This window comes from Pseudoalteromonas sp. Angola-30 (assembly GCF_028599215.1).
Classification (GTDB): domain Bacteria; phylum Pseudomonadota; class Gammaproteobacteria; order Enterobacterales; family Alteromonadaceae; genus Pseudoalteromonas; species Pseudoalteromonas atlantica.
In genome coordinates this window covers 577,395-604,025 of the sequence record NZ_JAQREI010000001.1, presented here as the reverse complement: position 1 = coordinate 604,025, position 26,631 = coordinate 577,395, and the positions used below count along the sequence as shown (strand labels likewise).

24 protein-coding genes and 1 pseudogene are annotated in these 26,631 nt (G+C 41.2%); 10 read left to right on the top strand and 15 right to left on the bottom strand.

The window, feature by feature from the left end:
• Positions 1–4 precede the first annotated feature (4 nt).
• Together PSH54_RS02725 and PSH54_RS02720 are read left to right on the top strand one after the other, a co-directional pair.
• On the top strand, positions 5–1,033 hold the full coding sequence (locus PSH54_RS02725; RefSeq protein WP_273605434.1) for a tetratricopeptide repeat protein: 1,029 nt from the start codon (positions 5–7) through the stop codon (positions 1,031–1,033).
• On the top strand, positions 1,030–2,133 hold the full coding sequence (locus tag PSH54_RS02720; protein ID WP_273605433.1) for a HupE/UreJ family protein: 1,104 nt from the start codon (positions 1,030–1,032) through the stop codon (positions 2,131–2,133). Before PSH54_RS02725 ends, PSH54_RS02720 begins: the two co-directional genes overlap by 4 nt.
• 42 nt (positions 2,134–2,175) lie before the next feature.
• On the opposite strand, the gene PSH54_RS02715 is transcribed toward PSH54_RS02720, so the two are convergent.
• The 7 genes from PSH54_RS02715 to PSH54_RS02685 form a co-directional block, all read right to left on the bottom strand.
• Entirely contained in the window at positions 2,176–2,802 is a 627-nt protein-coding gene (locus PSH54_RS02715; RefSeq protein WP_273605432.1) for a TetR/AcrR family transcriptional regulator, read from the bottom strand.
• A gap of 78 nt (positions 2,803–2,880) precedes the next feature.
• On the bottom strand, positions 2,881–4,296 hold the full coding sequence (locus tag PSH54_RS02710) for an efflux transporter outer membrane subunit (RefSeq protein ID WP_121638433.1): 1,416 nt from the start codon (positions 4,294–4,296) through the stop codon (positions 2,881–2,883).
• Positions 4,293–7,427: an efflux RND transporter permease subunit gene (locus PSH54_RS02705; protein WP_273605431.1), complete on the bottom strand. Its 3,135-nt coding sequence runs from the start codon at positions 7,425–7,427 to the stop codon at positions 4,293–4,295. Before PSH54_RS02705 ends, PSH54_RS02710 begins: the two co-directional genes overlap by 4 nt.
• 12 nt (positions 7,428–7,439) lie before the next feature.
• Positions 7,440–8,609 (bottom strand): efflux RND transporter periplasmic adaptor subunit, encoded by a 1,170-nt coding sequence (locus tag PSH54_RS02700; protein WP_064386607.1) that lies wholly within the window; start codon positions 8,607–8,609, stop codon positions 7,440–7,442.
• 258 nt (positions 8,610–8,867) lie between these two features.
• Positions 8,868–10,148 carry a hemolysin family protein gene (locus tag PSH54_RS02695; protein ID WP_273605430.1) on the bottom strand — a complete coding sequence of 427 codons (1,281 nt, stop codon included), beginning with the start codon at positions 10,146–10,148 and terminating at the stop codon, positions 8,868–8,870.
• Between the two features lie 115 nt (positions 10,149–10,263).
• On the bottom strand, positions 10,264–10,974 hold the full coding sequence (locus PSH54_RS02690) for a substrate-binding periplasmic protein (protein ID WP_273605429.1): 711 nt from the start codon (positions 10,972–10,974) through the stop codon (positions 10,264–10,266).
• Between the two features lie 119 nt (positions 10,975–11,093).
• On the bottom strand, positions 11,094–12,203 hold the full coding sequence (locus PSH54_RS02685) for an arginase family protein (RefSeq protein WP_273605428.1): 1,110 nt from the start codon (positions 12,201–12,203) through the stop codon (positions 11,094–11,096).
• A 435-nt stretch (positions 12,204–12,638) separates the two neighbouring features.
• Between PSH54_RS02685 and udp the strand changes: the two genes are divergently transcribed.
• The gene (gene udp, locus PSH54_RS02680; protein WP_273605427.1) at positions 12,639–13,394 is read left to right on the top strand and encodes a uridine phosphorylase; all 756 of its coding nucleotides are present in this window, start codon (positions 12,639–12,641) and stop codon (positions 13,392–13,394) included.
• Positions 13,395–13,475: 81 nt separating this feature from the next.
• Here udp and cdd read toward each other — a convergent pair whose 3' ends face one another.
• Together cdd and ppc are read right to left on the bottom strand one after the other, a co-directional pair.
• Entirely contained in the window at positions 13,476–14,402 is a 927-nt protein-coding gene (gene cdd, locus PSH54_RS02675; protein WP_273605426.1) for a cytidine deaminase, read from the bottom strand.
• A gap of 107 nt (positions 14,403–14,509) precedes the next feature.
• Positions 14,510–17,155, bottom strand: coding sequence for a phosphoenolpyruvate carboxylase (gene ppc / locus PSH54_RS02670; protein WP_004588760.1), 2,646 nt, complete (start codon positions 17,153–17,155; stop codon positions 14,510–14,512).
• Positions 17,156–17,275: 120 nt separating this feature from the next.
• Between ppc and PSH54_RS02665 the strand changes: the two genes are divergently transcribed.
• The 7 genes from PSH54_RS02665 to PSH54_RS02635 all read left to right on the top strand — a co-directional run bounded on the left by PSH54_RS02665 (position 17,276) and on the right by PSH54_RS02635 (position 22,594).
• Positions 17,276–17,674 (top strand): thiol-disulfide oxidoreductase DCC family protein, encoded by a 399-nt coding sequence (locus tag PSH54_RS02665; protein ID WP_273605425.1) that lies wholly within the window; start codon positions 17,276–17,278, stop codon positions 17,672–17,674.
• Positions 17,671–18,393 carry an SDR family NAD(P)-dependent oxidoreductase gene (locus tag PSH54_RS02660; protein WP_273605424.1) on the top strand — a complete coding sequence of 241 codons (723 nt, stop codon included), beginning with the start codon at positions 17,671–17,673 and terminating at the stop codon, positions 18,391–18,393. The genes PSH54_RS02665 and PSH54_RS02660 overlap by 4 nt, the downstream gene beginning before the upstream one ends.
• A 9-nt stretch (positions 18,394–18,402) precedes the next feature.
• Positions 18,403–19,014, top strand: a complete 612-nt coding sequence (locus PSH54_RS02655; RefSeq protein ID WP_273605423.1) for a flavin reductase family protein — start codon at positions 18,403–18,405, stop codon at positions 19,012–19,014.
• Between the two features lie 73 nt (positions 19,015–19,087).
• Positions 19,088–20,308 carry a M24 family metallopeptidase gene (locus PSH54_RS02650; protein ID WP_273605422.1) on the top strand — a complete coding sequence of 407 codons (1,221 nt, stop codon included), beginning with the start codon at positions 19,088–19,090 and terminating at the stop codon, positions 20,306–20,308.
• Between the two features lie 109 nt (positions 20,309–20,417).
• A complete protein-coding gene (locus PSH54_RS02645) occupies positions 20,418–21,077 on the top strand; it encodes a DsbA family oxidoreductase (protein WP_273605421.1) in 660 nt (219 codons plus the stop codon).
• 334 nt (positions 21,078–21,411) lie between these two features.
• On the top strand, positions 21,412–22,143 hold the full coding sequence (locus PSH54_RS02640) for a MauE/DoxX family redox-associated membrane protein (protein ID WP_273605420.1): 732 nt from the start codon (positions 21,412–21,414) through the stop codon (positions 22,141–22,143).
• 106 nt (positions 22,144–22,249) lie between these two features.
• Entirely contained in the window at positions 22,250–22,594 is a 345-nt protein-coding gene (locus PSH54_RS02635) for an energy transducer TonB (RefSeq protein ID WP_273605419.1), read from the top strand.
• A gap of 67 nt (positions 22,595–22,661) precedes the next feature.
• Here the strand turns inward: PSH54_RS02635 and PSH54_RS02630 are convergent, their stop codons facing one another.
• The 6 genes and pseudogenes from PSH54_RS02630 to PSH54_RS02600 form a co-directional block, all read right to left on the bottom strand.
• Positions 22,662–22,940: a peptidylprolyl isomerase gene (locus PSH54_RS02630; RefSeq protein ID WP_004588770.1), complete on the bottom strand. Its 279-nt coding sequence runs from the start codon at positions 22,938–22,940 to the stop codon at positions 22,662–22,664.
• A 108-nt stretch (positions 22,941–23,048) separates the two neighbouring features.
• Complete coding sequence (locus tag PSH54_RS02625; RefSeq protein ID WP_273605418.1) at positions 23,049–23,471, bottom strand: hypothetical protein; 423 nt, start codon at positions 23,469–23,471, stop codon at positions 23,049–23,051.
• Between the two features lie 338 nt (positions 23,472–23,809).
• Positions 23,810–23,947, bottom strand: a complete 138-nt coding sequence (locus PSH54_RS02620) for a hypothetical protein (protein ID WP_273605417.1) — start codon at positions 23,945–23,947, stop codon at positions 23,810–23,812.
• 200 nt (positions 23,948–24,147) lie between these two features.
• A pseudogene (locus PSH54_RS02615) lies at positions 24,148–24,462 on the bottom strand (thiol-disulfide oxidoreductase DCC family protein); the annotation flags it as partial.
• Positions 24,463–24,855: 393 nt separating this feature from the next.
• Positions 24,856–25,383 carry a response regulator transcription factor gene (locus PSH54_RS02605; RefSeq protein WP_029771697.1) on the bottom strand — a complete coding sequence of 176 codons (528 nt, stop codon included), beginning with the start codon at positions 25,381–25,383 and terminating at the stop codon, positions 24,856–24,858.
• On the bottom strand, positions 25,380–26,621 hold the full coding sequence (locus PSH54_RS02600) for an ATP-binding protein (RefSeq protein WP_273605458.1): 1,242 nt from the start codon (positions 26,619–26,621) through the stop codon (positions 25,380–25,382). Before PSH54_RS02600 ends, PSH54_RS02605 begins: the two co-directional genes overlap by 4 nt.
• Positions 26,622–26,631: the final 10 nt, after the last annotated feature.

Here is a 26,631-nt window from a genome sequence, read left to right as displayed (position 1 = left end):
AACAATGCGCAGTCATTATAAAAAAATGCTCTTTGTTTTTTGCGCTGCACTGTGTGTAAATAACGTGCTTGCAAAACCAATTACCCCAAAAGATAACGCAATTATTGCCTCAAGCAATGCAACATTAAGTGCTAATTTAACCCTTGAGCAACTCACTGCGCTGGTGCTAAATAGCCAATACATAGGCCAAACAGAGCGTTATCAAGGTGTATTAAAAAAACGCTTAAAAAATCTATATACCGCTTCTGCAACTGCACAAACCGGTTATTTATATGCACGGGTACTTCAAAAGGAGCATGCGTTTTCACGTGCCATAGACGTTGCTAATAACGTATTAAAAATCCAGCCAGATCATGTAAACACCCATTTATTACTCGCTAATATGTTGATGACACAAGGCAAATTTGAACAAGCTAAGCGCCATTGTGTGGCATTAATTGGTAACACCAGCCTATTAACGGCCAGCACGTGTGTACTAGATGTACAAAGCCAACAGGGCAAACTTAGTGAAAGTTATCACGCGTTAGTTAAGCTTACGCAAAACAAAAACAGCAGCTTAGCGACAAAACATGTGCTCAGCGAAATGGCATTTAGACTCAATAAATTCACCCGTGCGCAGCAGCATATAAATAATATTGATTTAAACACAGCCCCGGTAAGCCTTATTGTGCTGTGGGCCGATATTCAACTGCAGCAAAACAACCCTGAAAAAGTGCTTAATACACTCGGTAAACTTGCCAATAGCCACTCATCGCTTGAAGACGCTATTTTGCTCAAGTTAGCCATAGCTGAAAAACGCAGTAATAAGCACACTAATACGGTGTGGCAACCGCTCATGCAACAGCGCGTAAAATTACGTGAACAACGCCAAGATACCTTCCATGCCAACGACTTAGCTAACTACTATATTCATGTACAAGCAAACCAAGCCAAGGCACAATACTGGGCAAATATAAATTGGCAGCAAGCAAAAATGAGTACAGATAAACATTTACTAAGCCAAGCAAATACGATGGTTAGGGATTCTTTATGAGTAAAATAAACGCGTTATTTGTTTTATTTATAGTTGCGCTATTTGCCAACTTTAGCGTGCAAGCACATCAGTTGAGCACAAGCTACATTTCACTGGATAATACAAACAACGAAAAGCAATACACAGGCACCTGGCAAATAAATATTAGCGATTTAGAACAACAAGTTGCGCTTGATGTTAACCAAGACACACAAATAAGCTGGGGCGAATTAAAATCACAAAAGTCGGCTATTAATCGCTATGCCAAAAATACTCTATCGGTTTTACAAAATGAGCAAACTTGCCCATTAACAATCACCGATAACTACCAATTAGATAATCATTTTAATGAAGCATATTTAGTGTTACCGCTAGTTTTTAGCTGTAACACTGATGCAGATGTAACGTTAACGTACCGCGCTTTTTTTAACCAAGACGCAAACCACAAAGTTATTGTAAATGTAAATCAGGTTTCGCGGGTTTTCACTATAGATGAGCAACAGCACACTTTTACCACTGGGCAATCGAGTTATTTAATGACTTTTAACCAATATGTTTATCAAGGCGTGTTACATATTTGGATTGGTATTGACCATATTTTATTTTTAATTGCACTACTTTTAACCTGCGTTTTAACACGCAATGATAGTCACTGGCAGGCAATAGCAAGTAAAAAGCACATTATTAAGCACACTGCGTGGATTGTGACTGCGTTTACCCTTGCGCATTCACTTACCCTTACTGCTACGGCTCTTAATCTTGTTTCGCCAAGTAGCCGCTGGGTAGAGCTAGGTATTGCAATCTCGGTATTATTTGCGGCTTTAAACAATGTATGGCCGGTTATATTACGCCTTGGCTGGCTTACTTTTGCGTTTGGTTTGTTACATGGAATGGGCTTTGCCAGTGTACTTGGTGAGCTTGGGCTCTCGAGCGATTATCAATTGCTCAGCATTTTAGCGTTTAACTTAGGTGTAGAGCTTGGGCAGCTGAGTATATTGTGTATTGCACTGCCGGTGTTACTAACCATGCGCAATAAACCTATTTACATAAAATGGGTGATGCCAATTGGCTCCCTTGCTATCGCTGCAATGGCACTATTGTGGTGCATAGAGCGTATTTAGCATTAAAAAAGCGAGCCTTTTGACTCGCTTTTTAGTTTTCTATTACTTGGTTTTATCAAACGGCATGAGCAAGGTTTTCATCGCAGGCCTTAGCGCGATTAACACCGTTTCTTCGGTGAGCTCAGGGTAGAGCATCTTACGAAGCAGTAACCCCGCCATCATCGAAAAAATAACGTTAATGCGGCTTTCAAGTTCGTGTTCATCAGTGTCTTTAAGTGCACTACGTTCACTGGTGAGCAATTGACGCATGCGCCCCCGTGCTTGAGTATCCATATCTCGTAAAAGCGAGGCCACTTTACTATTGCGACCCGCTTCCGCCATCATGTCTAAATCAACCACACAGGCACCGGTATCCATATGCCTTTGTACACCAATGTTTAAGCCATCCATAAGCGCTTGCAGAACATCACCTGGGTGATCTTCAAACTCCTGAAAGATAGAAAACATTTCTTCCATGTCTTTAGCAATAATACTTTCAATTATTGCCTCTTTGCTTTCAAAGTAGTTATATATATGCCCAGCGCTCATGCCTGCAGTACGGGATATTTCGGCCATGCCTGCGCCATGATATCCCTTGCGTTTAAAACACTCTGAGGCAGCACTAAGCACCTGCTCTCGCCTAGCTTGTGCTAATGCTGGGTCTATATGCCTTTTAGCTTTCGTGCTCACAACCCTACTCCGGTATTAAGCGCATATTTAATACAGCGTAAGCTCATTGCATAGCTTAACTTAACAACACCTTTCATTTTACTGCTCTTGCACAGGTGTTTTAGCTATATTCCAGCCGCCACCTAAAGCTTTATACAAATTAATTTGGCTGGCAAGGTAAGCCTGCTGACCTGTTATTAACTGCTGTTGAGCCGAGTACCACGTACGCTGTGCATCAAGTACCTGTAGGTAGCTATCAGCGCCTTTTTCGTAACGCATTTTTGATAAATCGTACGTTAGCTGACGCGAACTAATTAACATATCAAGGGCATCAAGTTGCTCTTTGTAGCCTTCTCTATCTGCTAATGCATCAGCAGTTTCACGAAACGCATTTTGAATTTTTTGCTGGTACGTCGCCACCGCAATTTCTTGATCGGCCTTTGCCACATCAAGGTTTGCCTGGTTACGTCCCATAGTAAAAATTGGTAAGTTGATTGACGGTACAAAGCTCCACGTCCCTGAGCCTGAATCAAACAAGCCACTTAAATCGCTAGACGTACTGCCCGCAGTCGCGGTTAAGCTAATGCTTGGGTAAAACGCCGCACGCGCTATACCAATATTCGCGTTAGCGGCTAATAAAGCGTGCTCAGCGGCTTTAATATCAGGGCGCTGCGTTAATAAATCAGAGGGTAAACCAACAGGTACTTCTGGTAAGTCCAGTAAATTAGTTAACGAGTTAGTCGGTAATAAATCACTCGATACAGGGCGCCCTACCAGCAAATCTAACGCGCTTTTATCACGTTTTAACAAGCGTTTATATGTTGCTATATCTACTTTTGCAGTGGCAACCGTACTTTTAAGCTGCTCAAGCGTAATTGCCGATGTAGCGCCTAAATCAAAGCTTTTTTGCGTAAGCGAGAGCGACTCCTGCTGCGAGCTTAATGTTTCTTTAGCAAGCTCTAATAGCTGTAAGTCAGTTGCGTAGTTTAACCAAGCATTGGCAAGCTCAGCAATGAGTGAAATTTGCGTGCTGTATTGCGTAAGCTCAGTGTTATAGAGGTTTTGCAGGGCTTGCTCAGACTGGTTACGTACCTTACCCCAAATATCTAATTCATAAGAGGTAATACCGACCGTTGCGCTGTACTGTGAGCTAATACCTGCTTCACCCGTACTGGTTAAATCAGCCGGTAAACGTTGGCGCGTAGCCCCACCATTAAAATCTAATGAAGGGTATAAACCCGAATCTTCAATTTGGTATAAACCGCGTACACGCTGCACATTTAATACTGCTATTTGCATATCTTTATTATGCTCAAGGCTTAAGCTAATCAAGGTTTGCAATTTTTCATCATTAAAAAATTGCTGCCAATGTAACTGTTGCGCTGCTGCTTGCTCAGTGTCAGATACATAAGTATCTGGCACTGGTAAAGCAAGCTCTTTTTGCTCAGGGGCTAGTTGGCAGCCACTTAAAACAACTAATGTAATTGCGCTTAAAGTGAAGCGTTTAATGCTCATTGTGCGCTCTCCTTTTTATCGTCGGTGTTTTTCATTGGAAATACACGACGAACTAAAACAAAGAATAACGGCACAAATACCACCACTAAAATAGAAGAGGCAAGCGTACCACCTATAATCGAAATACCCAGTGCATTTTGCGCACCTGAACCGGCACTTGAGGCAATAGCAAGCGGTATAACACCACAAATAAAGGCCATTGAGGTCATTAATATTGGACGTAAGCGTAAGCGTACTGCTGCAATAGCCGCATCGACTAACCCTAGGCCTTCTTGCATTTTATGAATCGCAAATTCTACGATTAATATTGCATTTTTAGAGGCTAATCCTATGGTGGTTAATAAACCTACCTGAAGGTAAATATCATTAGATAAACCTGCCATTACCGCGGCAACCGTCGCACCAAATATACCTAATGGCACAATAAGCATAACCGCAAACGGTACAGACCAGCTTTCATAAAGCGCTGCTAAACATAAAAATACAAACAATAGCGATAAACCGTAAAGTAACGGGGCTTGGCCACTGCTAGAGCGCTCTTGAAACGAAATACCCGTCCACTCAGAGGCAATTCCATTAGGAAGTTGTTTAACTAAGCGCTCCATTTCATCCATTGCTTGGCCAGTACTGTAACCTGGTGCAGCAGTACCTTGAATTTCCATTGCTGAAAAGCCGTTATAACGCTCAAGACGTGGTGAACCATAGGTCCAATACGAACTTGCAAAGGCTGAAAATGGCACCATATCGCCGCTGTCATTACGTACATACCACTTGTTTAAATCCTCTGGCACCATACGTCCTTGCGCTTCACCTTGAAGGTAGACCTTTTTAACGCGGCCACGGTCAATAAAGTCATTAACGTAACTACTACCCCACGCAGTTGATAGCGTGCTGTTAATATCTGCCTGAGACACACCCAGTGCTTGTGCTTTAGCAAGGTCAACATCAAGTTGCAGCTCGGGCATATCTTCTTGTCCGTTAGGGCGTACACCCGCCAAAATTGGGCTTTGACTCGCTAAACCAAGTAATTGATTACGCGCTGCTAATAAAGCATCGTGGCCAAGTCCAACCCTGTCTTGTAAGAAAATATTAAAACCATTTGCAGTACCTAGCTCAACAATGGCTGGCGGCGGGAAAGCAAACACAAACGCTTCTTTAATCGTTGAGAAGTAGCCCATTGCTTTACCTGCCACACCTTGCACAGATAAATCATCACGTTCGCGCTCATCCCAATGCTTAAAGTTTACAAACCCTATTGCTGAGTTTTGACCAGAACCTGCAAAGCTAAATCCGGTTACCGTAAAAATACCGTTAACAGCTTCAGATTGATCGTTTAAATAGTGGTTTTCTACTTTTTTAACCACTTCTAATGTTTCTTCGGTAGTTGAGCCTGCAGGCAGTGAAACCTGGTTAAACAAAATACCTTGGTCTTCATCAGGTAAAAACGCTGTAGGTAGGCTTGAAAAGATATACACCATGCCCGCAACAATAAGGCCATAACATAAAAGGTAGCGCTTAGATAAGCGGATCATACGGCTTACAAAACTTTGCGCGCCGGCATTTGTTTTATCAAACCCGCGGTTAAAACCACTGAAAAAACGGCCAAACATCGAGCTATTATCATGCACGTGGCTAGGCTTTAAAAGCGTGGCACACAATGCAGGTGTTAAAATAAGTGCTACTAATACCGAGAGCCCCATTGCTGATACCAGCGTAATAGAAAACTGACGATAAATAACACCGGTAGACCCACTAAAGAACGCCATCGGAATAAATACAGCCGACAGCACCATGGCAATACCTACTAGCGCGCCTTTAATTTCATCCATCGATTTACGTGTTGCTTCAAGCGCAGAGAGTTTTTCTTCACTCATTACACGCTCAACGTTTTCTACTACAACAATCGCATCATCAACCAGTAGACCTATGGCAAGTACCATCGCAAACATGGTTAATGTATTTATTGAATAGCCAAACGCGTACAAAATACCAAAAGTACCTAACAACACCACAGGTACAGCTATAGTTGGAATAAGCGTAGCGCGGAAGTTTTGTAAAAAGAGATACATAACAACAAATACCAGCACAACCGCTTCTATTAATGTATGCACTACTTTTTCAATCGATAACGAAACAAACGGAGTAGTATCATAAGGAACAACAACATCTAAGCCTTCAGGAAAAAACGCTTTTAACTCTTCAATAGCAGCTTTTACACCTTCTGCGGTATCGAGTGCATTTGCTCCACTGGCAAGCTTAATACCTAAGCCCGATGCTGGTTGTCCATCGTAACGCGCTACAACACGATAGCTTTCACCACCAAGCTCTACACGGGCTACATCTTCAAGGCGTACAAACGAGCCATCGGCGTTTGCCTTAACTATAATGTTTTCAAACTCTTTTGCTGTTTGTAAACGGCTTTGTGCAGTAACGGTAGCATTAAGTTGCTGACCTTCAACCGCAGGCATGCCGCCTAATTGCCCAGCAGACACTTGGGCGTTTTGAGCACTGATTGATGCACTAATATCAGCAGGGGTTAACTTGTAGTTTTGCAGCTTAGCTGGGTCTAACCAAATACGCATAGCATACTGAGAACCAAACAGCTGAACCTCACCTACCCCTTCAACACGCGAAACAATATCTTGAACATTAGATGACACATAATCACCAATATCGATATTCGTCATGCTGCCATCTTTTGATACAAAACCCAGTACCATTAAAAAGTTACGTGCAGACTTAGCCACCGATACACCTTGCCTTTGCACTTCTTCAGGTAGCAAAGGGGTGGCTGTGGCTAACTTGTTTTGCACTTGTACCTGTGCAATATCCGGGTCAGTTTCGGCGCTAAATGAAAGCGTAAGGGTTGCTGAACCACTCGACTCAGAAGTCGATGACATATATAGCAAACCATCAAGGCCTTTCATTTTTTGCTCAATAACTTGGGTAACCGTATCCTCTAGGGTACGTGCTGATGCGCCCGGGTATGTTGCAGTAATACTAATTGCCGGCGGGGCAATTGACGGGTACTGAGCTATTGGTAAACTTTGAATAGCTAAAACACCTGCAAGCATAACCACGATAGCAAGTACCCATGCAAAGATGGGTCTGTCGATAAAAAATCGTGACATTAAAACTCTCCGTTATTGCGCTTTGTCAGCTGTTGCTGATGGTGAAACTTCAGTCGGGGTTACCGGCGCTCCAGGGCGAATTTTTTGTAACCCTTCAATAATCAGTTTATCGCCATCGCTTAGCCCGTCGGTTACTAACCAGTTTGAACCAATCGTTCTGTCTACTTTTAAAACGCGGCTTTCAACGGTGTTTTCTTTGCTAACAACCATGGCTGTTGGCTCGCCTTTTGTATTACGGCTAACCCCACGTTGCGGCACTAAAATAGCGTCTTGTTTTACGCCCTCAACCACAGAGGCACGCGCATACATACCCGGTAATAATAACTTATCAGGATTTGGGAATTTAGCGCGTAAGGTAACCGACCCTGTGCTTGGGTCTACAGTCACTTCAGAGAACTGTAACGTGCCTTTAAGTGGGTAAGTTGAGCCATCTTCCATTTGCAGTTCAACATCTGTTTGCGATTGTGAATCAACGCTCAATGAACCTGATGAAATAGCTTTTTTAAGTTGAGTTAGCTCGTTGCTTGATTGGGTTAAATCAACATAAATAGGGTCAAGCTGGGTCACTGTTGCCAATGCTGTTGTTTGATTAGCGCTAACAAGCGCACCAACAGTAACGCTCGATTTACTAATTTGGCCACTGATTGGAGAAGATACATGGCTGTAGTCTAGGTTAATTTGCGCCGATTTAAGCTGTGCTTTTGCCGTTAATAGCTCTGCTTGTGCTTGCTTTTGCGCTGCATCTGCTTCGTCAAAGTCTTGCTGACTTACGGCTTTAATTTTTAAAAGCTCGCTATAACGCGACGCTTTTGATTTAGTGCTGGCAATACTTGCCTCAGCGCGGGCAACAGCTGCTTCGCTTGCTGCTAGGTCAGCTTCAAACGTAGCGGGGTCAATTTGATAAAGCGCTTGGCCTTGCTTAACTTGAGCACCTTCTTTAAATAAACGCGATTGCACAATGCCACTTACTTGCGGGCGGATTTCCGCAATTTGAAAAGCACTAATGCGACCGGGAAGCTCCTTTTTTAGTGTAAGCGCTTGGCTTTTTAATGTAATTACACCAACAGGTACTGCTTGTGGAGCTGAAGCTTGTTGCGAGTCAGCTGCTTGGTCGCAACCTGTTAAAGCAACAGATCCAACGAGGGCTGTTAATACAAATAAAGCGATGCGAGAACGCTGCATGTTAAATACCTTTTAGTCTATTTATGTCTAGAGTGAACGATCATTCTAAAGTAAATCTAAACGAGAATAAATTAAAACGGGTGCAAATTTACACTAACTTACAGTTGCAAAATTAAACTACGCCATAGGTTGTAGAAGGTGTTAACTTTATGAAAAATAAAACGGACAAGTATGAAAAATAAACTTTATTGCGGTGCGTTATTTATTAACCTGCAACAAAAAAGCCAAGCTAAGCTTGGCTTTGATACAAATTTATAACTATTTACTTATACGAGACACCAATAATTGCTCAACCCTTATGCCCTCAACATCAACCACCTCAAATTTAAAGCCATTAAAGGTAAAGTGCTCAGCACGTTTAGGTATACGCTTCATTGTGTATATTAAAAAGCCAGCCACGGTTTCAAAGTGCATTTGATCGGGAAACTCTTCAATGTCTAATACTTTTGCTAAATCAGAAATCGGGGTTAAACCATCCACTAACCACGAGTGCTCATCGCGGGCAATAATAAGTTCATCACCTTGATGGGTAATTAAATCTCCCATAAACCCTTTCATTAAATCTTTTACGGTAACAATACCGACTAACAAGGCATATTCATTTACTACCACAGCAAACGGTTTTGCAGCACTTTTAAATGCATTTAGCGCCTCAGACAGGCTTAGGGTTTCAGGTAAATAAAACACGTCTGTTTCAATCAGCTCATGCTTAATATTAGCTGGCTCACCCTTTAGTACTTGTCGTAGTATATCTTTTGACTCAACAGAGCCGCGTAATTTATCTAAATTACCCGAGACCACTAAAAAATGATTATGGGGATTTTCAATAATTTTGGTGGCTATATCGTGGCTGCTTTCATTTAAGTCAAAATAAACTATTTGGTCGCGTGGGGTCATTACACTTGATAAAAAGCGTGCTTCTAGTTCAAACACATTGCCAATTAGCTCATACTCTTGTTGTTGTAAGCTGCCGTATTCTGCGCCCGCATCCATCATCGCCACAATGTCTTCGGTGGTAACAATGTCTTCTCGCTCTGCGGGTACTTTAAATAAACGCAGTACAAAATTAGTTAAACCATTAAAAAACATTACTAATGGCGTAAGTGCAAAAGTAACCCATCGCATTATTGTTACCACACGCACAGCCACCGCTTCGGGCATGATCATCGCTAAACGCTTTGGCATTAAATCAGCAAATAATATAAACAGCGAGGTAATGGTAAAAAACGAAAATAAAAAGCTAATTTTTTCAAGGTGTACACCTTGATAAAAAAGCACCAAGATACTTTGTACATAAGGCGATAGCGCTTGTTCGCCCACTATTCCGCCTAAAATAGCAATCGCGTTTAGGGCAATTTGGATCATCGCAAAAAACGCCCCTGGATTTTCTTGCAATTTTAATACCGCGGCCGCGTTATCACTGCCTTCATCGGCCATTACCCGCAGTTTAATTTTACGCGACGCTGCAATAGCAATTTCCGACATGGCAAACAACGCACTGATCAAGATCAATAAGCTAATCCCGATTAAATCACCCATTTAACGCTCCAAAAAGTTAGCGCTTTTTCAATAAAAAGCAGCTGATTATAGACGCTTTTTTAAACGCGGCAATTTATATTTATACTTTTACAGGCTAAATTAATAAGCCATTGAATTAGCGTTGTTTATTTTGCTTTTTTGCTTCATCGAATGCCAGCGCAAGTCTATCTTGTAGGCTTTGCGGCATGTTTTTATTACAGGCAAAGTAAAGGGGGGAGTGTTGTGTATTGAGCGTAAATATAGGCTCTAATAACTTAAGCTTTGGCTCAAACTGTGCTCGGTAGTTAAATTGTTTTTTACTTAAAATAACAAAGTCGAGAATATCGTGCCGTGTGCTTATTAATTTATCTATTTTGTCTAAGCTATCAATTATCAATAAGTTGTTAGCTTCACTAAAGCCACGCTCTAGCAAATAATGGTGGCTAAAATTATCCCTCAGCACCGCTGTTTTATATTTTTTAGCATCGTTAAGCGTTTTTAAGCGAATGTTACGTGATTTAAGGGCATAAATAGCAGAGTCAAAACTTTCAAGCTCAGCCACCCAGCTAAACTTATCTTCTCGCTTAGGTAACCTTACAATAGAAAATATACAGGTATTCGTATCTCTTAATACTGCGTTATAAGACACAGCCCAACTATGCGCTAACATAGTGTATTTAATATCTGTATTGGCGAGCGCGTTTCTCACTTTATCTACAGAGCGCCCTGCAAGTTGGTTGTTTTCGTCAATGTATTGAAAGTCGGGGAATACTTCGGTCACTATTGTAATTTCAGCTGCATTGAGCCTTATGCATGCAAAACACAACAAAAATAGGTACAGCTTCATTTAGCTTCGCCTCAAAACTAAAACAGATATACACCAACTATAGCCGAGGGTAACCGAACCGCTAGTTTTTAACCTAGCCCTATACGCTGATAGGACTAGATTTTTTAAAGACTAACTTGCTATTTATTCATTGCACTAATTAAGAACGCTGAAATCTTAGCGCCTTCACGTAATGTTGTTTCTGAACTTGCTTGGCCTACTAATGAGCTGTCGGTAAATGGCGCTATTTCCATCATGTCGGCGCCAGTTATTGGAAACTCATCGGCAATAGCTTGTAAAATATCCAGTGCATGTTGCGGGGTTAAGCCGTTATCTTCTGGTGTGCCCGTAGCTGAGGCAAATTCGGCATCGAGTGCATCTATGTCAAAGCTTACATACACTTCATCTACGTTATCGGCTTTAAGCTGTGCAATTGTTTCGGCCGCAACCGCTTTTGCACCACGCTCTATTATTTCATTAGCCCAATGTTGTTTTACACCAAAGGTGCTTTCCCAGTGCGATTTAGGTTTACCGCTTGAGCGAATACCAAACTGGATTAAATGATGCGGTGCAGGTAAAAACTCTAATATATGCGTACACCACGAGCCAAAACATAAATCTATCCCTAAGCGCTCTACTAATAAATCGGTATGCGCATCAAAATGAATAATAGCGGTACGTTTGCCTTGCTCGCGCTTAGCTTTTAAATACGCTTTAGTTAGCGGGTAGCTGATTGAGTGATCGCCCCCAATACCAAATATGCCTTTATCTTTAAATGTGGCGTAAAAGCTGTCACACACATCTTCGGTAATAGAAAGCGGGCTTACGTAGTAATCATCGTTTTTATCGCCGTATAGGGCTTTTTGGCAGTTTGAAATAGTGGCGTCGTTTAAGTATTTATCATGTAATAAATGCGGGATAACGCGCACATCACCTAAATCAAAAGAGCGGCACTGGGTTTGCTGATCAATTAAGGCTGAGCGTAAAAATAATGGCCCCCAGTTTGCTCCACGTAAAATACCGCCGCCACAATCTGAGCTAATACCTAACATAACCGCTTTGTGAGGAGATTCGGGTAGTTGTGTTAAAGAATCGCGCCACAAAACATCAACATTTTCGCTTTGCCCATACAATTTATTACGTAATGCCGCTTTACGCTCTTTCGCGGTATTAACTGTAAATACACCATCGCCAGGTGCACATAAACAGTGCTCTACTTTACGTTTAAACGCGTCAAATTGTGTGCTCATAATAAATCCTATACTTGTGTGTTTTATTCATGTGGTTTTGATTAGTTATGCAAAAACTAAAATTATCGGCCTATTTGCAAATAACGAGTAATGCGCTCACTTATTGCTCAAGCATTATTTATGCGCTTATATAAAAGCCGTTAAAATAAAGTCAAAATAAAACCGTAACTATTTGTTATTAAATAACTAAAAACGCTTTAAACCACGTATTGATAAATTTAAATTATCACCATAATCAATACATATAGACTCTCAATAAACAAGTCAACCACCCACCTTTTAACGAACTTTAAGCCTTTGATTTAATATTCAATGTGAATGAATAAAGCCATCATTTATAAGTATTTTTCAACATCGGACATACGTCCTGTACTTAGTTTACATTTGCCGTAATGATGCTAGATTGACAACAAATTTTTATAAAAAGGCTTAGTTATGGAAAAGGTATTTCACTTAGGATTATGTATTGACGATTTAAAAGGGGCTGAACTTGCTATTGTCCCTGGTGACCCAGATCGTGCTGCACGCATTTCTCAATTCCTAGACAACCCAACCTGCCTTGCTCAAACACGTGAGTTTCATGTTTATTTAGGCCAGTTAAATGGTCACTCTGTGGTGATTTGTTCAACCGGTATTGGCGGCCCTTCAACCTCTATTGCTGTAGAAGAGCTGGCACAGCTTGGCGTACGTACTTTCTTACGTATTGGTACTACTGGGGCAATTCAGCCACATATTAATGAAGGTGATATTTTAGTAAGCCAAGCGTCTGTGCGTTTAGACGGCGCAAGCCAACACTTTGCACCACTTAGCTACCCTGCGGTATCTGACTTTTTTGCCACTCAAGCTATGGTGCAAGCGTGTAAAAACCTAGATATCGACTTCCACATTGGTATTACTGCCTCAAGCGACACATTCTACCCAGGGCAAGAGCGTTACGATACGCACTCGGGTTATGTACCTAAGTCATTACAAGGTAGCTGTGAAGAGTGGCAAAAACTAGGCGTGATGAACTACGAAATGGAGTCTGCTACCTTATTTACCATGTGTGCAGCGCTAGGCCTTAAAGCGGCGTGTGTTGCCGGTGTATTGGTTAACCGTACTCGCCAAGAAATTCCAAACGTTGATCACGGTGAAATTGAGAAAAAATCTGTGGCTGTGGTATTAGAAGCTGCAAAAGTACTATTAGGCTAATGCCTTTTTAGCGCTTTAATAAAACGCATAAAGCACAGCAATTGCTGTGCTTTATTGTTTTTAGCTTACCCTAAATTCTGGTTACCTTAGCTTTGCGCTAATCACTTCTATTTCTGGCAAATTGCTAAAGCTTGCAAGTACCGCACGTGCTACTCCCCCTTGGTTTTCATGACCTTGGGTTTCTAACAGTGTAATTGCTTTAATCGTTTTATCGTTAAAGCTAAGACCCGCTAAAAACAATTGACTAAGCGCACTTTGTAGTGGCGAAAGGCTTGGGCTGTAAGCCGCGTTTTCTGCGTAACTGCCGTAAAAGTCACCATTATCAAAGGTACTTATTTTAACTGCGCTAAAGTTGTTGCTGTAAGGTACGTAGGCCATTAGCGCCATGGCTGCTAGTTTTTCATCAAGAGCTGTATCTGCAAATGTGTATTGCTGCTGTTTTGGGTTAAACAGGCTAAAATCGTTGCCTAAATCAGTGGGGCCAAATGAATGCGGTAATAAATCAGCTAATTTAAAGTGCTGATCTGGTAGTAAAATATCAAACTCTTTTGCATCAGCCAGTTCGTTCATAAACTGCCTGCAATAACCACATGGGGCATCGCTAATTGCTATTTTTAGTATTTTTTTTGCGCCATTTAACCACGCATTGTTAATCGCCGACTGCTCTGCATGCACGACTAAACTAAGCGCTTGATGATCAAACTCTACATTAGCACCAAAATAAAAATTTATATCACCCTGCTCATCAAGTGCTTTAACAATAGCTCCCACATGAAAATGAGAAACAGGAGCCACCGAAAATTCAGACGCTAAAGGCACTAAACCTTGTAATAACGCGTCATCAGATACATTAAGTTGCGCGCATAATTGGCTAATATCGATAGGATGTAAAATACCGCGCTGGGCTTTTAATTGGCTGCGTAATGCTTGAGTTTGCGTAACGCTTAGTGAGATATGTGAATTTGTGAGTGCTGTGTCTTGTTGCACAGTAAAAGTTGCTGATGCCATAACATATTATAATTATTTAATGGCTAAGTAGTTTAAAAGGTTAGGCGCCTAAATGCCAGCAAAAAAAGGGAGCACACTGTGCTCCCCTATTTTTTAGTTAAAGTAGACTAACCAGTATTGCGCATACCTGCAGCAATACCTGTCATGGTGATCATTAATGCATTATCAATATCACCTTCACTCACTTTATCGCTTGAGCGCGAACGGCGCAGCAGCTCAACTTGCAGTACATTAAGCGGATCGGTGTACGGATTACGCAGCGCAATCGACTCTTTTATCCATGGTTGATCTGCCAATAAGCTATTTTGTGGGCTAAGCGATTGCACTAAGCTAATTGCTTCTTCTAGCTCTTTACGTAACGAGGTACCTAGTGGTTTGTACATATCTTCCACCAGCGCGTTATCGTAATGCTCACTTAACCAGCTATCGGCTTTACTAAACACCATTTCTAGCATTTCAAGGCGTGCTCTGAAAAATGGCCATTGCAGGCTCATTTCGTGCAGTGTTTCTATGCCGTATTTATCGAGTGCCGCTTTTAAGCCTGTTAATGCGCCAAGCCATGCAGGTAACATTAAACGGTTTTGGCTCCATGCAAAAATCCATGGAATAGCACGTAAGCTCTCTACCCCACCATTTGGGTTACGTTTAGCAGGACGCGAGCCCAATGGTAATTTAGACAGCTCCAGCTCAGGCGTTGCCATTCTAAAGTAAGGTACAAAGTTTTCATCATGGCGAACCACATTACGGTAGTGATCGCACGACTGCTCGCTTATCAACTTCATCACTTCACGCCATTCTTGCTTAGGCTCTGGCGGTGGTAATAAGTTACTTTGCAGTACAGCACCCGCGTAAATATTTAAACTTTGCAGTGCTACATCGGGTAAACCAAACTTAAAGCGGATCATTTCGCCTTGCTCAGTGACTCGCAAGCCACCTTTTAATGAACCAGGCGGTTGTGAATGCAATGCTTGTGCAGCAGGTGCACCACCGCGCCCTACCGTACCACCACGACCATGGAATAAAACAAGTTCAATGCCGCGCTCATCGGCAAGCTGCACTAGCTTATCCATTGCTTCGTACTGTGCCCAGCCTGCGGCCATCATGCCGGCATCTTTAGCTGAATCAGAATAACCAATCATGACATTTTGGGTATTTTTAATATGCCCGCGGTACCATACGTTATCAAGCAACGTGGTAATTACATCGCTACCGGCGTTTAAATCGTCAAGCGTTTCAAACAAAGGCGCTACTGGTAAATCAAACTGACAGCCACTTTCTTTTAAAAGCAGTTGTACAGCTAAAATGTCAGAGGCGGTACGCGCCATTGAAATAATGTACAAGCCAAATGTTTTTTCATCTTGCTTAGCTATTACATCAAAGGTGTCGAGTACTTCTTGCACCTCTGGACTTGGTTGCCAGTTTTTAGGAATGAGCGGACGGCGAGAATTAAGCTCGGTAAGCAAAAATGCTTGTTTGTCTTGCTCTTGCCATTGGTTGTAATCGCCTAAGCCTAGGTGGCGTGTAAGCTCTGAAAACACATCGCTGTGGCGGTCTGAATCTTGACGCACATCAAGTTTTGCTAAACGCAGGCCAAAGCTATTTATACGGTGCAGTAAATCAAGTAATAAACCATCGGCGACAACTTTCATGTTGCACTTTAATAAAGAGCGATAGCATACCTCTACTGGGTGCTTGATTTGATTTATATCAGTGATTAAGTCTTCTGAATCGCTGCGCTTATTCTTAATTTTTGCACCTAAATGAACCACTGTTTCAGAGACTTGGTTTTTAAGCTTTTTAAGTACAGCGCGATAAGGTTCAAAGTCTTGTCCTGCCAGCTCAATTAGCTCATCGCTTGCATCTGACATGCTCAGCTCTGCGCTTAGCGTGTCAATATCACGGCTGTATAAATCAAGCGCCATCCAACGACCATGGTCAAGTACTTGCTGTGTGACCTGTGCGGTTACAAATGGGTTACCGTCACGGTCTCCGCCCATCCAAGAGGTAAACTCAATGGGGCTGTAATCAATTGGGAGCTCTAAACTTAAATGCTCTTTAACTTGATCTGAAAACTCACGTAAAAAACGTGGCACAGCATGCCATAAGCTGTTTTCAATAACAGCGTATCCCCATTTAGCTTCATCAACTGGGCTTGGGCGAGAACGACGAATATCATCGGTGTGCCATGCTTGGCTGATAAGCTGAGCGATACGGTTTAAAATAGCTTCACGCTCTTGTGGTAAATTGTCTTTGCGCTCAAGCGAGGCTAAACAATCACTTAATTCTACGTGTTTATTAATAATGGTGCGGCGCGTCACCTCGGTTGGGTGAGCGGTTAATACTAAGTTTATGTGGAGTTTTGAGAGTGTTTCGGCCAGATGATTACTATCTAATTGGCCTTCTTTTGCTTTTGCAGTTAACGTTTTTAATGTTTGAGTGAGAGGGTTTAGTTGGCAAAAACCAACATCATTAAAACGCGAAACAGTGTGAAACTGCTCTGCTACATTAGCTAAATTTAAAAAATGATTAAATGAACGGGCAACCGGTAAAAGCTCTTCATCACTAAGCGCATGTAGTACCTCAATTAGCGCTTGTCTGTCGTCTTCGTTACCACTGCGAGATGACTTTGATAAAGCACGAATTTCCTCTACTTTATCTAAAATCGCTTGGCCTTGGGCATCTTTAATAGTTTGTCCTAGTAGCTGCCCAAGTAAATTAACATTACCTCGCAAGGCGGCATATTGTTCACTCATTTCTCAGTCTCCTTTGTTTCATGGAATGCTATTAATATCATCATGAGCGCAGATTTAATAGATCCATTTGCAATGGTGAATCGTAATTAGCTATATGTAAATTATTAGAAAACGGCTTTTATGATCATTTTTTACGACGCCAACTGCCCGCTTTGCAATACCGAAATGCAGCACCTTAAAGATGCTGACACTAAACATAAAATTGTTTTAGAAGACCTTAATAGCCACGATTTTAGCGCACGTTACCCAAGTGTTAACAAAAACAGAGCTATGGCTATACTGCATGCACAGTTACCAACTGGCGAGATGATTTACGGCTTAGATGTTACCTATCAAGCATGGAAAACTGTAGGTAAATATCGCTGGTTGAAAATTTTTCGCTTGCCAATAATTCGCTATTTCGCTGACGCCGCCTATTTATTTTTTGCAAAACACAGACAAAAAATCAGTCGATTACTAATGCCAAACGCCTCTTGCTCAAATGGCCAATGCACTGTTAATACAAAGGATAAACAATGAAAACTATTGTTTTATTTGGTGCCAGCAGCGCAATAGCACAAGCTTATATTGAGCACTTACAAATAAATGCCCCCACAGTGCAGGTTATATGTGTTAGCTCAAAAAAGGCAGATACAAATAGTAATGTTGTTTACCTAAAGAGTGATTACACAGCGCAAAGCTTAGCCAAGGTTACAACTTACTTAAAAGAGCAAAATGCCGAGATTCAACAAGTCGTTATGTTTAATGGCACATTACACAATAAAAACCACATGCCAGAAAAAAAGCTAGAAGAGCTAAACGCAGACTATTTTAATGAATTATTTAATTCCAACACACTCACTCCCTTATTGTGCTTACAAAGCATTTTGCCGCTGCTAACACATAAAACGCAGTGCACTATAACGGCGCTCAGTGCGCGTGTGGGCAGTATTAACGATAATAAATTAGGCGGTTGGTATACATACCGCGCATCTAAAGCGGCCTTAAACATGCTATTTAAAACCGCAGCGGTAGAACTGGCGCGCCGAGCTAAAAATACTAAACTGGTGTTATTTCATCCGGGGACTACTGATACCGCGCTTTCAAAACCATTTCAAAAAAACGTACCTGCGGATAAGCTTTTTAGCGCTGAATTTGTAGCTAAACAGCTTTTTACACTTACGTTTAATAACCCTCATTTAGAACTTAACGGTGAGCCCGCCTATTTAGATTGGCAAGGCGACACCATACCCTGGTAAGGATTTTTAATGCATTTTACTAAAGAGCGCATAAACGCACTTGAAAAACACACCCGTACTCATTTAATTAATTCGCTTTCGGGTTTTAAAAGCGCCAACTTAATTGGCACACAAGATAAACAAGGCAATACAAACGTAGCTATTGTTAGCTCTGTAATACATTTAGGGGCTCATCCACCGCTAGTTGGCATGATTATGCGCCCCAATAGCGTGCCTCGCCATACGTTTGAAAACATCATAGAAACGGGTAGTTACACCATTAACCAAGTTAACAAAGCTATTTATAAGCAAGCTCATCAAACCTCAGCCCGCTACGATAGAGGCGAGTCAGAGTTTGACGCAACAGGTTTAACACCTGAGTACCTAAACAACTTTACAGCGCCATTTGTAAAAGAGTCGCGATTAAAATACGCGGTAAATTACGTTGAGCACCAACACTTAGCCGTAAATGGCACTGAGCTGGTTATAGGTGAAATTACCGATGTATACTTAGATGAAGTTGCCTTGCAAAGCGATGGCTTTTTAGATTTACAGGCTATTGAAACAGTTGCTGTGACGGGGCTTGATAGCTACCATACAGGCAACAAGTTATCTCGTTTACCTTATGCTAAAAAGCCTTAGTATGTATGTTGTCGCATAATGTTGAATTACTGTTTTAGATTAAACACAATGCCTAAAAACCAAGGAGACATTTATGGCTACAGTAGGCGTTGGTACGCAAACCAGTGAACAAGCACTGGCAAGTTTAAGTAATATGACATGCAAAGTGACCCCCATACAAGTAGATGAATATTTGCAGCGTATTGCTAAAGCACAAGCATACATGCAAGCTAATAATATTGATGCCATTTATTTAAATGCAGGCACTAATCTCACCTACTTTACAGGTATGAAATGGTACGCAAGCGAGCGTATGGTTGGGGCTATTTTACCTGCTATAGGCGATGTACAATACATTGCCCCTTATTTTGAAATAGGCACCCTAAATGGCTTTAAAGTGGTTGAGGGGCCTATTCATGGTTGGCAAGAGCACGAGAGCCCCTACTCGCTTTTTGTAAATGTATTAAAGCAGCTTAACGTAAGCGACACCGCCACTATAGGCATTGATGAAAGCGCGCAGTTTTTTATATTTGATGGCATTAACAAAGCGCAAAAAGGCTTAAATATAGTTAATGCACAAAGCGTTACTGCACATTGCCGTATGCATAAGTCGGTAAACGAATTAGCGCTTATGCAATGCGCAATGGACATGACTTTAGCTGTACACCAAGCAACTGCGAGTATGCTTTACGAAGGTATTACCACCACAGAGGTAGAAGCCTTTATTAAAAAGGCGCATCAAAAGGTAGGTGCACCAGGTAACTATTTTTGCATTGTATTGTTTGGTGTGGCGACCTCATTTCCACATGGTGTTAAAGATGCGCAAGTACTTAAAAAAGGCGATATGGTATTAATAGATACCGGTTGCAAAGTGCATGATTACCTTTCAGATATAACCCGCACCTATGTATTTGGCGAAGCAACAATGCGCCAGCGCATGTTTTGGAATCATGAAAAAGCAGCGCAAATAGCCGCATTTAACGCCGCTAACATTGGTGCTACCTGCGAAGATGTTGATGCTGGGGCTCGTCACTATTTAGCGGCTCAAGGATTGGGGCCACAGTATCAAACACCCGGTTGCCCGCATCGTACGGGCCATGGTATTGGCTTAGATATTCACGAATGGCCTTACTTAGTAGGTGGAGACAAAACCCCACTTGCACCTGGCATGTGTTTTAGTAACGAGCCAATGCTAGTAATACCTGATGAGTTTGGTGTACGTTTAGAGGATCACTTTTATATGACCGACAACGGCCCACATTGGTTTACACAACCAAGTTACAGTATTGACGACCCGTTTGGGCTTAACGCTTAAACCCTTCATAAAGAGCAGCCATCAGCTGCTCTTTTTAGTTTGAGGATTGATAATGCATACTTCATCCCAATATCCCTTTTATACAAAAGCAATCCGCGAAAGGATGAATATGAAAAACTTTAAAATTGATATCGTGTCAGACGTAATGTGCCCATGGTGCGTAATAGGTTACAAAAACCTAAAAACAGCGCTTGGCCAACTTAAAGACGAGATGAGTGCAGATATTACGTGGCATCCTTTTGAGCTAAACCCTGACATGCCGCTTGAAGGTCAAAATTTAAACGAACACTTAATGCAAAAATACAACCTAACTGAAGAGCAAGGCGATGAAAATCGTAAAAACATGTTCGAAGCAGGAAAGCGTGCTGGGTTTACCTTTAATTTTGATGGTGAGCGCATCATGATCAACAGCTTTGATTTACACCGCCTACTTACTTGGGCGCGTGAAGAAGATAAGCAAACCGAATTAAAGCTTGCCATGTTTGAAGCACACTTCACCGATTTAAAATACTTAAATCAAGAAGAGGCACTGCTTGATGTAGTAGAAAGTGTTGGCCTTGATAAAGAACAGGCGCGTAGTATTTTACACTCAGATAAATACGTACAAACAGTGCGCCAAGAGCAAGACCGCTTTAAGCAACTCGGTATTACCTCAGTCCCTACATTTATTATCAACGATAAATATGCAATCAGTGGCGGGCAACCAAGCGACTCATTTATTCAAGCACTAAAACAAATTAGTGAAGAAGAAGCCAAGCAAGACGCTTAGCAAGTAAGCTGCTGTTTAACATATATAAGGCTGCGCAATGCTGCCTTATATGGTTTTAAAGGTGCAGCATGACTTTGCTGTCTACGTGAGCCGATATTTCTATAAGCTTTTAACAAAAACCCTCTGCTACTCAAACTTCACCTTCTGCGCTTTTATAAAAGTGCTGGCACTATACGTGCATTGTCTATTTTGTGTTCTTAATGAGTGTGCTGCGCGTTATTTTATTTCAAATGCCACGTAAATATTACAAGGTGCCATTAACTTCTTTCATACCGCCATTCACTCACTATTACTTAAGGGCTAACGAGTAACTAAATACGCATAAGGAGCAAGCATGGCTAAGTCAGCAACATTATACAGAATGGTAACTAATGAGCATATTTGCCCATTTGGACTCAAATCAAAAGATTTACTTAAGCGAAAAGGCTATAAGGTAGATGATAAGCCGCTGACTTCGCGCGAAGAAACCGATGCATTTCAACAAAAGCACAATGTTGATACCACACCACAAACATTTATCGATAACGAACGCATTGGCGGGTATGACGACCTGCGCGCTTACTTTAATAAATCGGAGCCTGGTCAACAGGGCACTACTTACACTCCCGTAACGGCTATTTTTGCTGTTACCTTATTGCTTGCCTTTGCATTTAGCTACTCGACTGGCTTTGCACTTTTTTCTATGCATACAATTATGCTGTTTGTCGCGTTAACAATGGGCGCACTGGCTATTCAAAAATTACGCGACTTATACAGCTTTAGTAATTCTTTTATAACCTATGACTTATTTGCGATGAAAGTAGTGAGATATGCTTATGTGTATCCATTTTTAGAAGCATTTGTAAGTATTGGCATGATTGCAGGGCTTTCAGCTTATATTGTTGCACCAATTTCTTTATTTATTGGGGGTGTTGGCGCCGTATCGGTCATTAAGGCTGTTTACATAGACAAACGAGAGCTTAAATGTGCCTGTGTTGGCGGAGATAGTAATGTACCGCTGGGGTTTGTCTCTCTGACCGAAAACCTGTTTATGATTGCTGCGGGTATCTGGATGTTTATTAAATAACCTTAACTCAGGTTAAATATTGAGCTTCATAACTAAGCGGATTATTTTACATGACTGGTCTTTTAGTGTAAAAAAGGGGACTAACTAAATAATAAAAGGAATTAAAATGAAATACTTACTGTCTATCATTGCCGCTTTACTCATTACTGGCTGTAATACAACTCCACTTCAAGACAGTCCTACCGCAACAGTAAAATCAACAGTTCCCCCTAAATACCCTGTTGCAGAGGTACGTAACAAAACAGAAGGTTTTGTTACCATGTCTTATGATGTAGATAGTTATGGGCGCCCAAATAATATTAAAGTTATTAACGCTAAACCTGAGCAAGTGTTTAATAGCGAAGCCAAACGTGCCCTATCTAAATGGCAATACTCACCTAAAGTTGTTAATGGTGTTGCTGTACCTGATAAAAACTTAGAAATCACAATTGAGTTTAATTTGGATAATTAATAATCGGGTAAGGTTATATCTTAAAGGCTGCAGTGTGCAGCCTTTTTAGTATTTGTCAGCGAGCTTATTAAGTACGATAAAGTACTTTAATAACATGCCAGCCAAATTTAGTTTTAACTAAATGCGGCTCTAAAATTGCGCCATTAAAAGCTATTTTGTCAAACTGCGGAACCATTTGCCCGCGTCTAAATTCGCCAAGGTCACCGCCTTTTTTACCTGATGGGCACGACGAGTATTTTTTAGCTAAGGTTTGAAACTTGGCACCTTTACCTAATTGCTTAATAATGTCTTCTGCTATTTCTTTGTGTTTAACCAATATGTGGAGTGCGTGCGCTGTACTTGCCATTTCAAAGCCCTGATAATTTAAAACGCGGCGATTTTAGCACAGCCACCTAAACCTAGCATCTACTAATAGCTGACCAATCAAATAATTGGCGTTACCCAATAGCACGCTTTAATTCACAAAACCTGATATTTGGTCTAAACAGCTATATTCAGGGGCCGAGAGCGGGCTTAACCTAGTTACTTTTCTAATTCGTGGTGCTTTACTTTTTTCATGGCTGGAAATAACCCCCTCCACTAAAAGCATTCTATTGCTACAACGCTTAACAAACCCCTCAGTTACATCACCGTAAAATGGGAATACTAAGTATTGCTTTGACATTTTTTCTAGAGCTGCACGATCTTCATAAAAACTAAGGTGCCCATAATGTCCGACTAAGCACACTTTAGTTCCAACCAAATCATTTTGATTCTTAAACAGTTGACCCCATGATACTTTTTTACATTCTATACTTTCCTGTAAGGGAAATGCTTTTACAGAAAAGACCACAACCATTAAAACTAACAATCTAGACATAGATATAAATTTTTTCATATTTGGATTCTATAAACTTTCCGGGAGGATTGCTCTATAACGCATCCGCACACTTTAAACTATGAGGCCAAAAAATACCATAACCTATTGATTTGTATTATTTAACACCTCAATATTAGCAGCAATCAACCAAAGGCAAGAAGAAAAACCTAACCCAATTAGTTTTCTGCTTCTGCTAAGAGCCTTTTTAAAATCAGTTTTTTAATAACGTTCTTAAATTCACAGCTGAGAAAAATACCATAGCTATACACACTAACAACAAAAGATAAATACCGTAGCCTACACCAACCACTAGGTAGGATTTACTAGGCTCCTGAGGGTTATAATAAACATTAACTTTATCCCTCGTTTGATACTCGATTTCCAACAAATAGCTTTTCATCAACCATATAAGAGTATTCAACCTCTAAAATATAGCGCTCTTGGTTATGTTGTATACGTAGTCCATTACTAGAAATAACAGTACCCTCAACCATAGGCCAACTTTTCGTAGTCTGACCTTCTGAAACAACGGTTACTAAATAAGCACTCCAAGCGAGTGAAGTTAAAAGCTTTACAACAAAAAAACTCTACTTTTATTAAACATATCAACACCTAATTTTTTGGGACTACACAATATATTTGTTTATGGAGACAATGATTCAATACGATAGTAAATTTCTTTACCTGCGATCAATTATAAATAATGTTTTGCGTCCTCTAGGTTGGGTACTCTGCAATACTGATATTTGCCAAATAAGGTATAGCGGTTTAAAGCAATTTTATCGTACAGCCAATTATTAAAGGTATTAGGTAAAACACTAAATGCAGTTGCTAATTTATAGGGATAACCTAGCTGCTTTACTACTTCAAAAAAAGCATGGCTTTGCGTGTACGCTTTGCCGTTTTGTAGGTAAACCATTGAGGCGTATTGTGTGGTTGAAAAACCAAAGTGAGTTAACAGCAGTGCACCTTTTGGTGATTGCACGCTGCACAGTTTAAAAATGGCAGTGGCATCGTTACTAGGGCCTGTTGACCTTTCAGGATTAAAATTCGTTCAATCTAGGGGCCATTTAATCGCGGCGCGAGGTTTGTAACCTAGTGGGCTAAGTAAAAACCGAGCAACAAAGAGTAAATGACCCCTAGGCAGAAACCCTTCGGGCAGCGCCTGTTTGGCATTAATGCTACGTTATCGCCTATTTATGGGGAACAACCAAACTACATAGGCTCTGTCTTGCCTAACTACCAAACAGACTGCGGCAAATTTAACCTCGAAAGATAAACAGGCCCTAATAATAAAATTACACCACGCACTACATAATTTGCACTGTGCATCGAATAATATAATTTTTTGATTACGCATTAATGTAGCCGCATCATCACTCATTTTATACCCCTTAAGCGGTTACTGCTGAACCGGCTTTTTTTGTAACTTACGCTGCAATGTGCGCCTATGCATATTGAGTTGCCGCGCAGTGGCCGACACATTACCGTTATTACTATGTAGCACTTGCTGAATATGCTCCCACTCTAAACGCTCTGGTGACATAACTGGTGTGGCAACATCACTGACATTTTGTGTATTTAAATCTGCGTTTAGGGCCTTTAATAGCGTGGCCATATCAACGGGTTTAGTAAGGTAGTCGTTAGCACCTAAACGCATGGCCTCTACTGCGGTGGCAATGCTTGCAAACCCTGTTAATAATACAATATACGCTTGCGGTAATAAGCTGCGAAGTGGCTTAATTAAGGCAAGCCCGTTATCGTCACCTAGTTTCATATCGAGCAAAATAAAATCTGGTAAGTGTTTATGTGCACTGAGTAATGCATCACTTTGGTTATGCGCAACTTCACAACTAAAGCCTTGCTTTGTTAAACGCCGAGCAAGTGTACTGGCTAGGTTTATATCGTCTTCAATTATCAGTAATTTCATGTAAGTGATTGCTCATTATTTGCTATGGCTAATTTTACTTTAGCCACTGCCCCGCCACCAGCGTGATTATACAAAGTTAACGAGCCGTTTAGTCGCTCAAACGTTACATTAGAAAGTAAAACCGCAAGCCCCATACCTTGGCTGCTAGGCATAAGTTGCCCGCCAAGCTCTGCTAATTGTGATTGGCTAAAACCGCTACCAAAATCACGAATCAGCAAATATATACTTTCACTGTGTTGATTATTTTGCTGCCAGCTTAGCTCTAACTGGGTTTGGTTATTTTTTTGATTAGCAATGCATGCATTTTGTAGCAAGTTAAGAATAGCAGGCAATAGCATTGCATCACTTTTTAAGATGACTGCTATTGGCTCACTTAACCAATTAATGTGCTGATCAGGGTATTGCAGTAATAATGTATCGGAGATCTGCTTTTGTAGCTGGTTTACTGTAATGTGCTCGGTGGTATTTTTATTACGAAGCTGAGCAGAGAGCTTTCTAAAGTCATTTAATTGCCTAGCACATTGCTTAAGCGGCGTTTGCATTTGCACAACGACAGGGTTATTTGGCTGCTCTTCTAAAAGCTCTTCAAATAATAATTGTAAGTTAGCGATAGGACTGGCTAGTTGATGGGTTATTTGCGCAGCAGCGCCATCTAGGGTTACCAGTTGCTCGTTACGCAATTGCTGCTCGCGAGCTTTAGCTATTGTGCGCTCTCGCTCCTTTAATGCCCGGCTCATAGCACCAATAACCAAAGCGATAACGCTTGCACTTAAAACAAAGTTAACCCACATGCCTATAAAGTGCCCACTCATATTCATTTGATGCATACTGTGATCGGGCATCCTAATGAGTAAAAAGCTATAAGCGGCAATTGCCAGTACGGCGATATAAGCGAGTCCTTTTTCACGAAGGGTGACCGCTGCAATCATGATAGGTAGTAATAATAGCGATACAAACGCATTGGTTGCGCCGCCACTTAATGAGAGCAAAATAGTTAAAAACAGGACATCCGCAGTGAGCTGCATTAACATCCCTATAGGGCGCGCTTGGCTAACATTTCGATAGGCGAATACGCTTACTAATTGAAATATCGCCTCTATAGCTATTACCACTAATAAAGGGAGTAGCGCTATTTGGTGTTCTAATAAAAAATACACGCTTAGTACAGCAATTAACTGCACAGCAATAGCACCACTTCGCAGCATTAAAAGGCGACTAATGGTCGGGTCGGTTTGCATAAACAAGGTG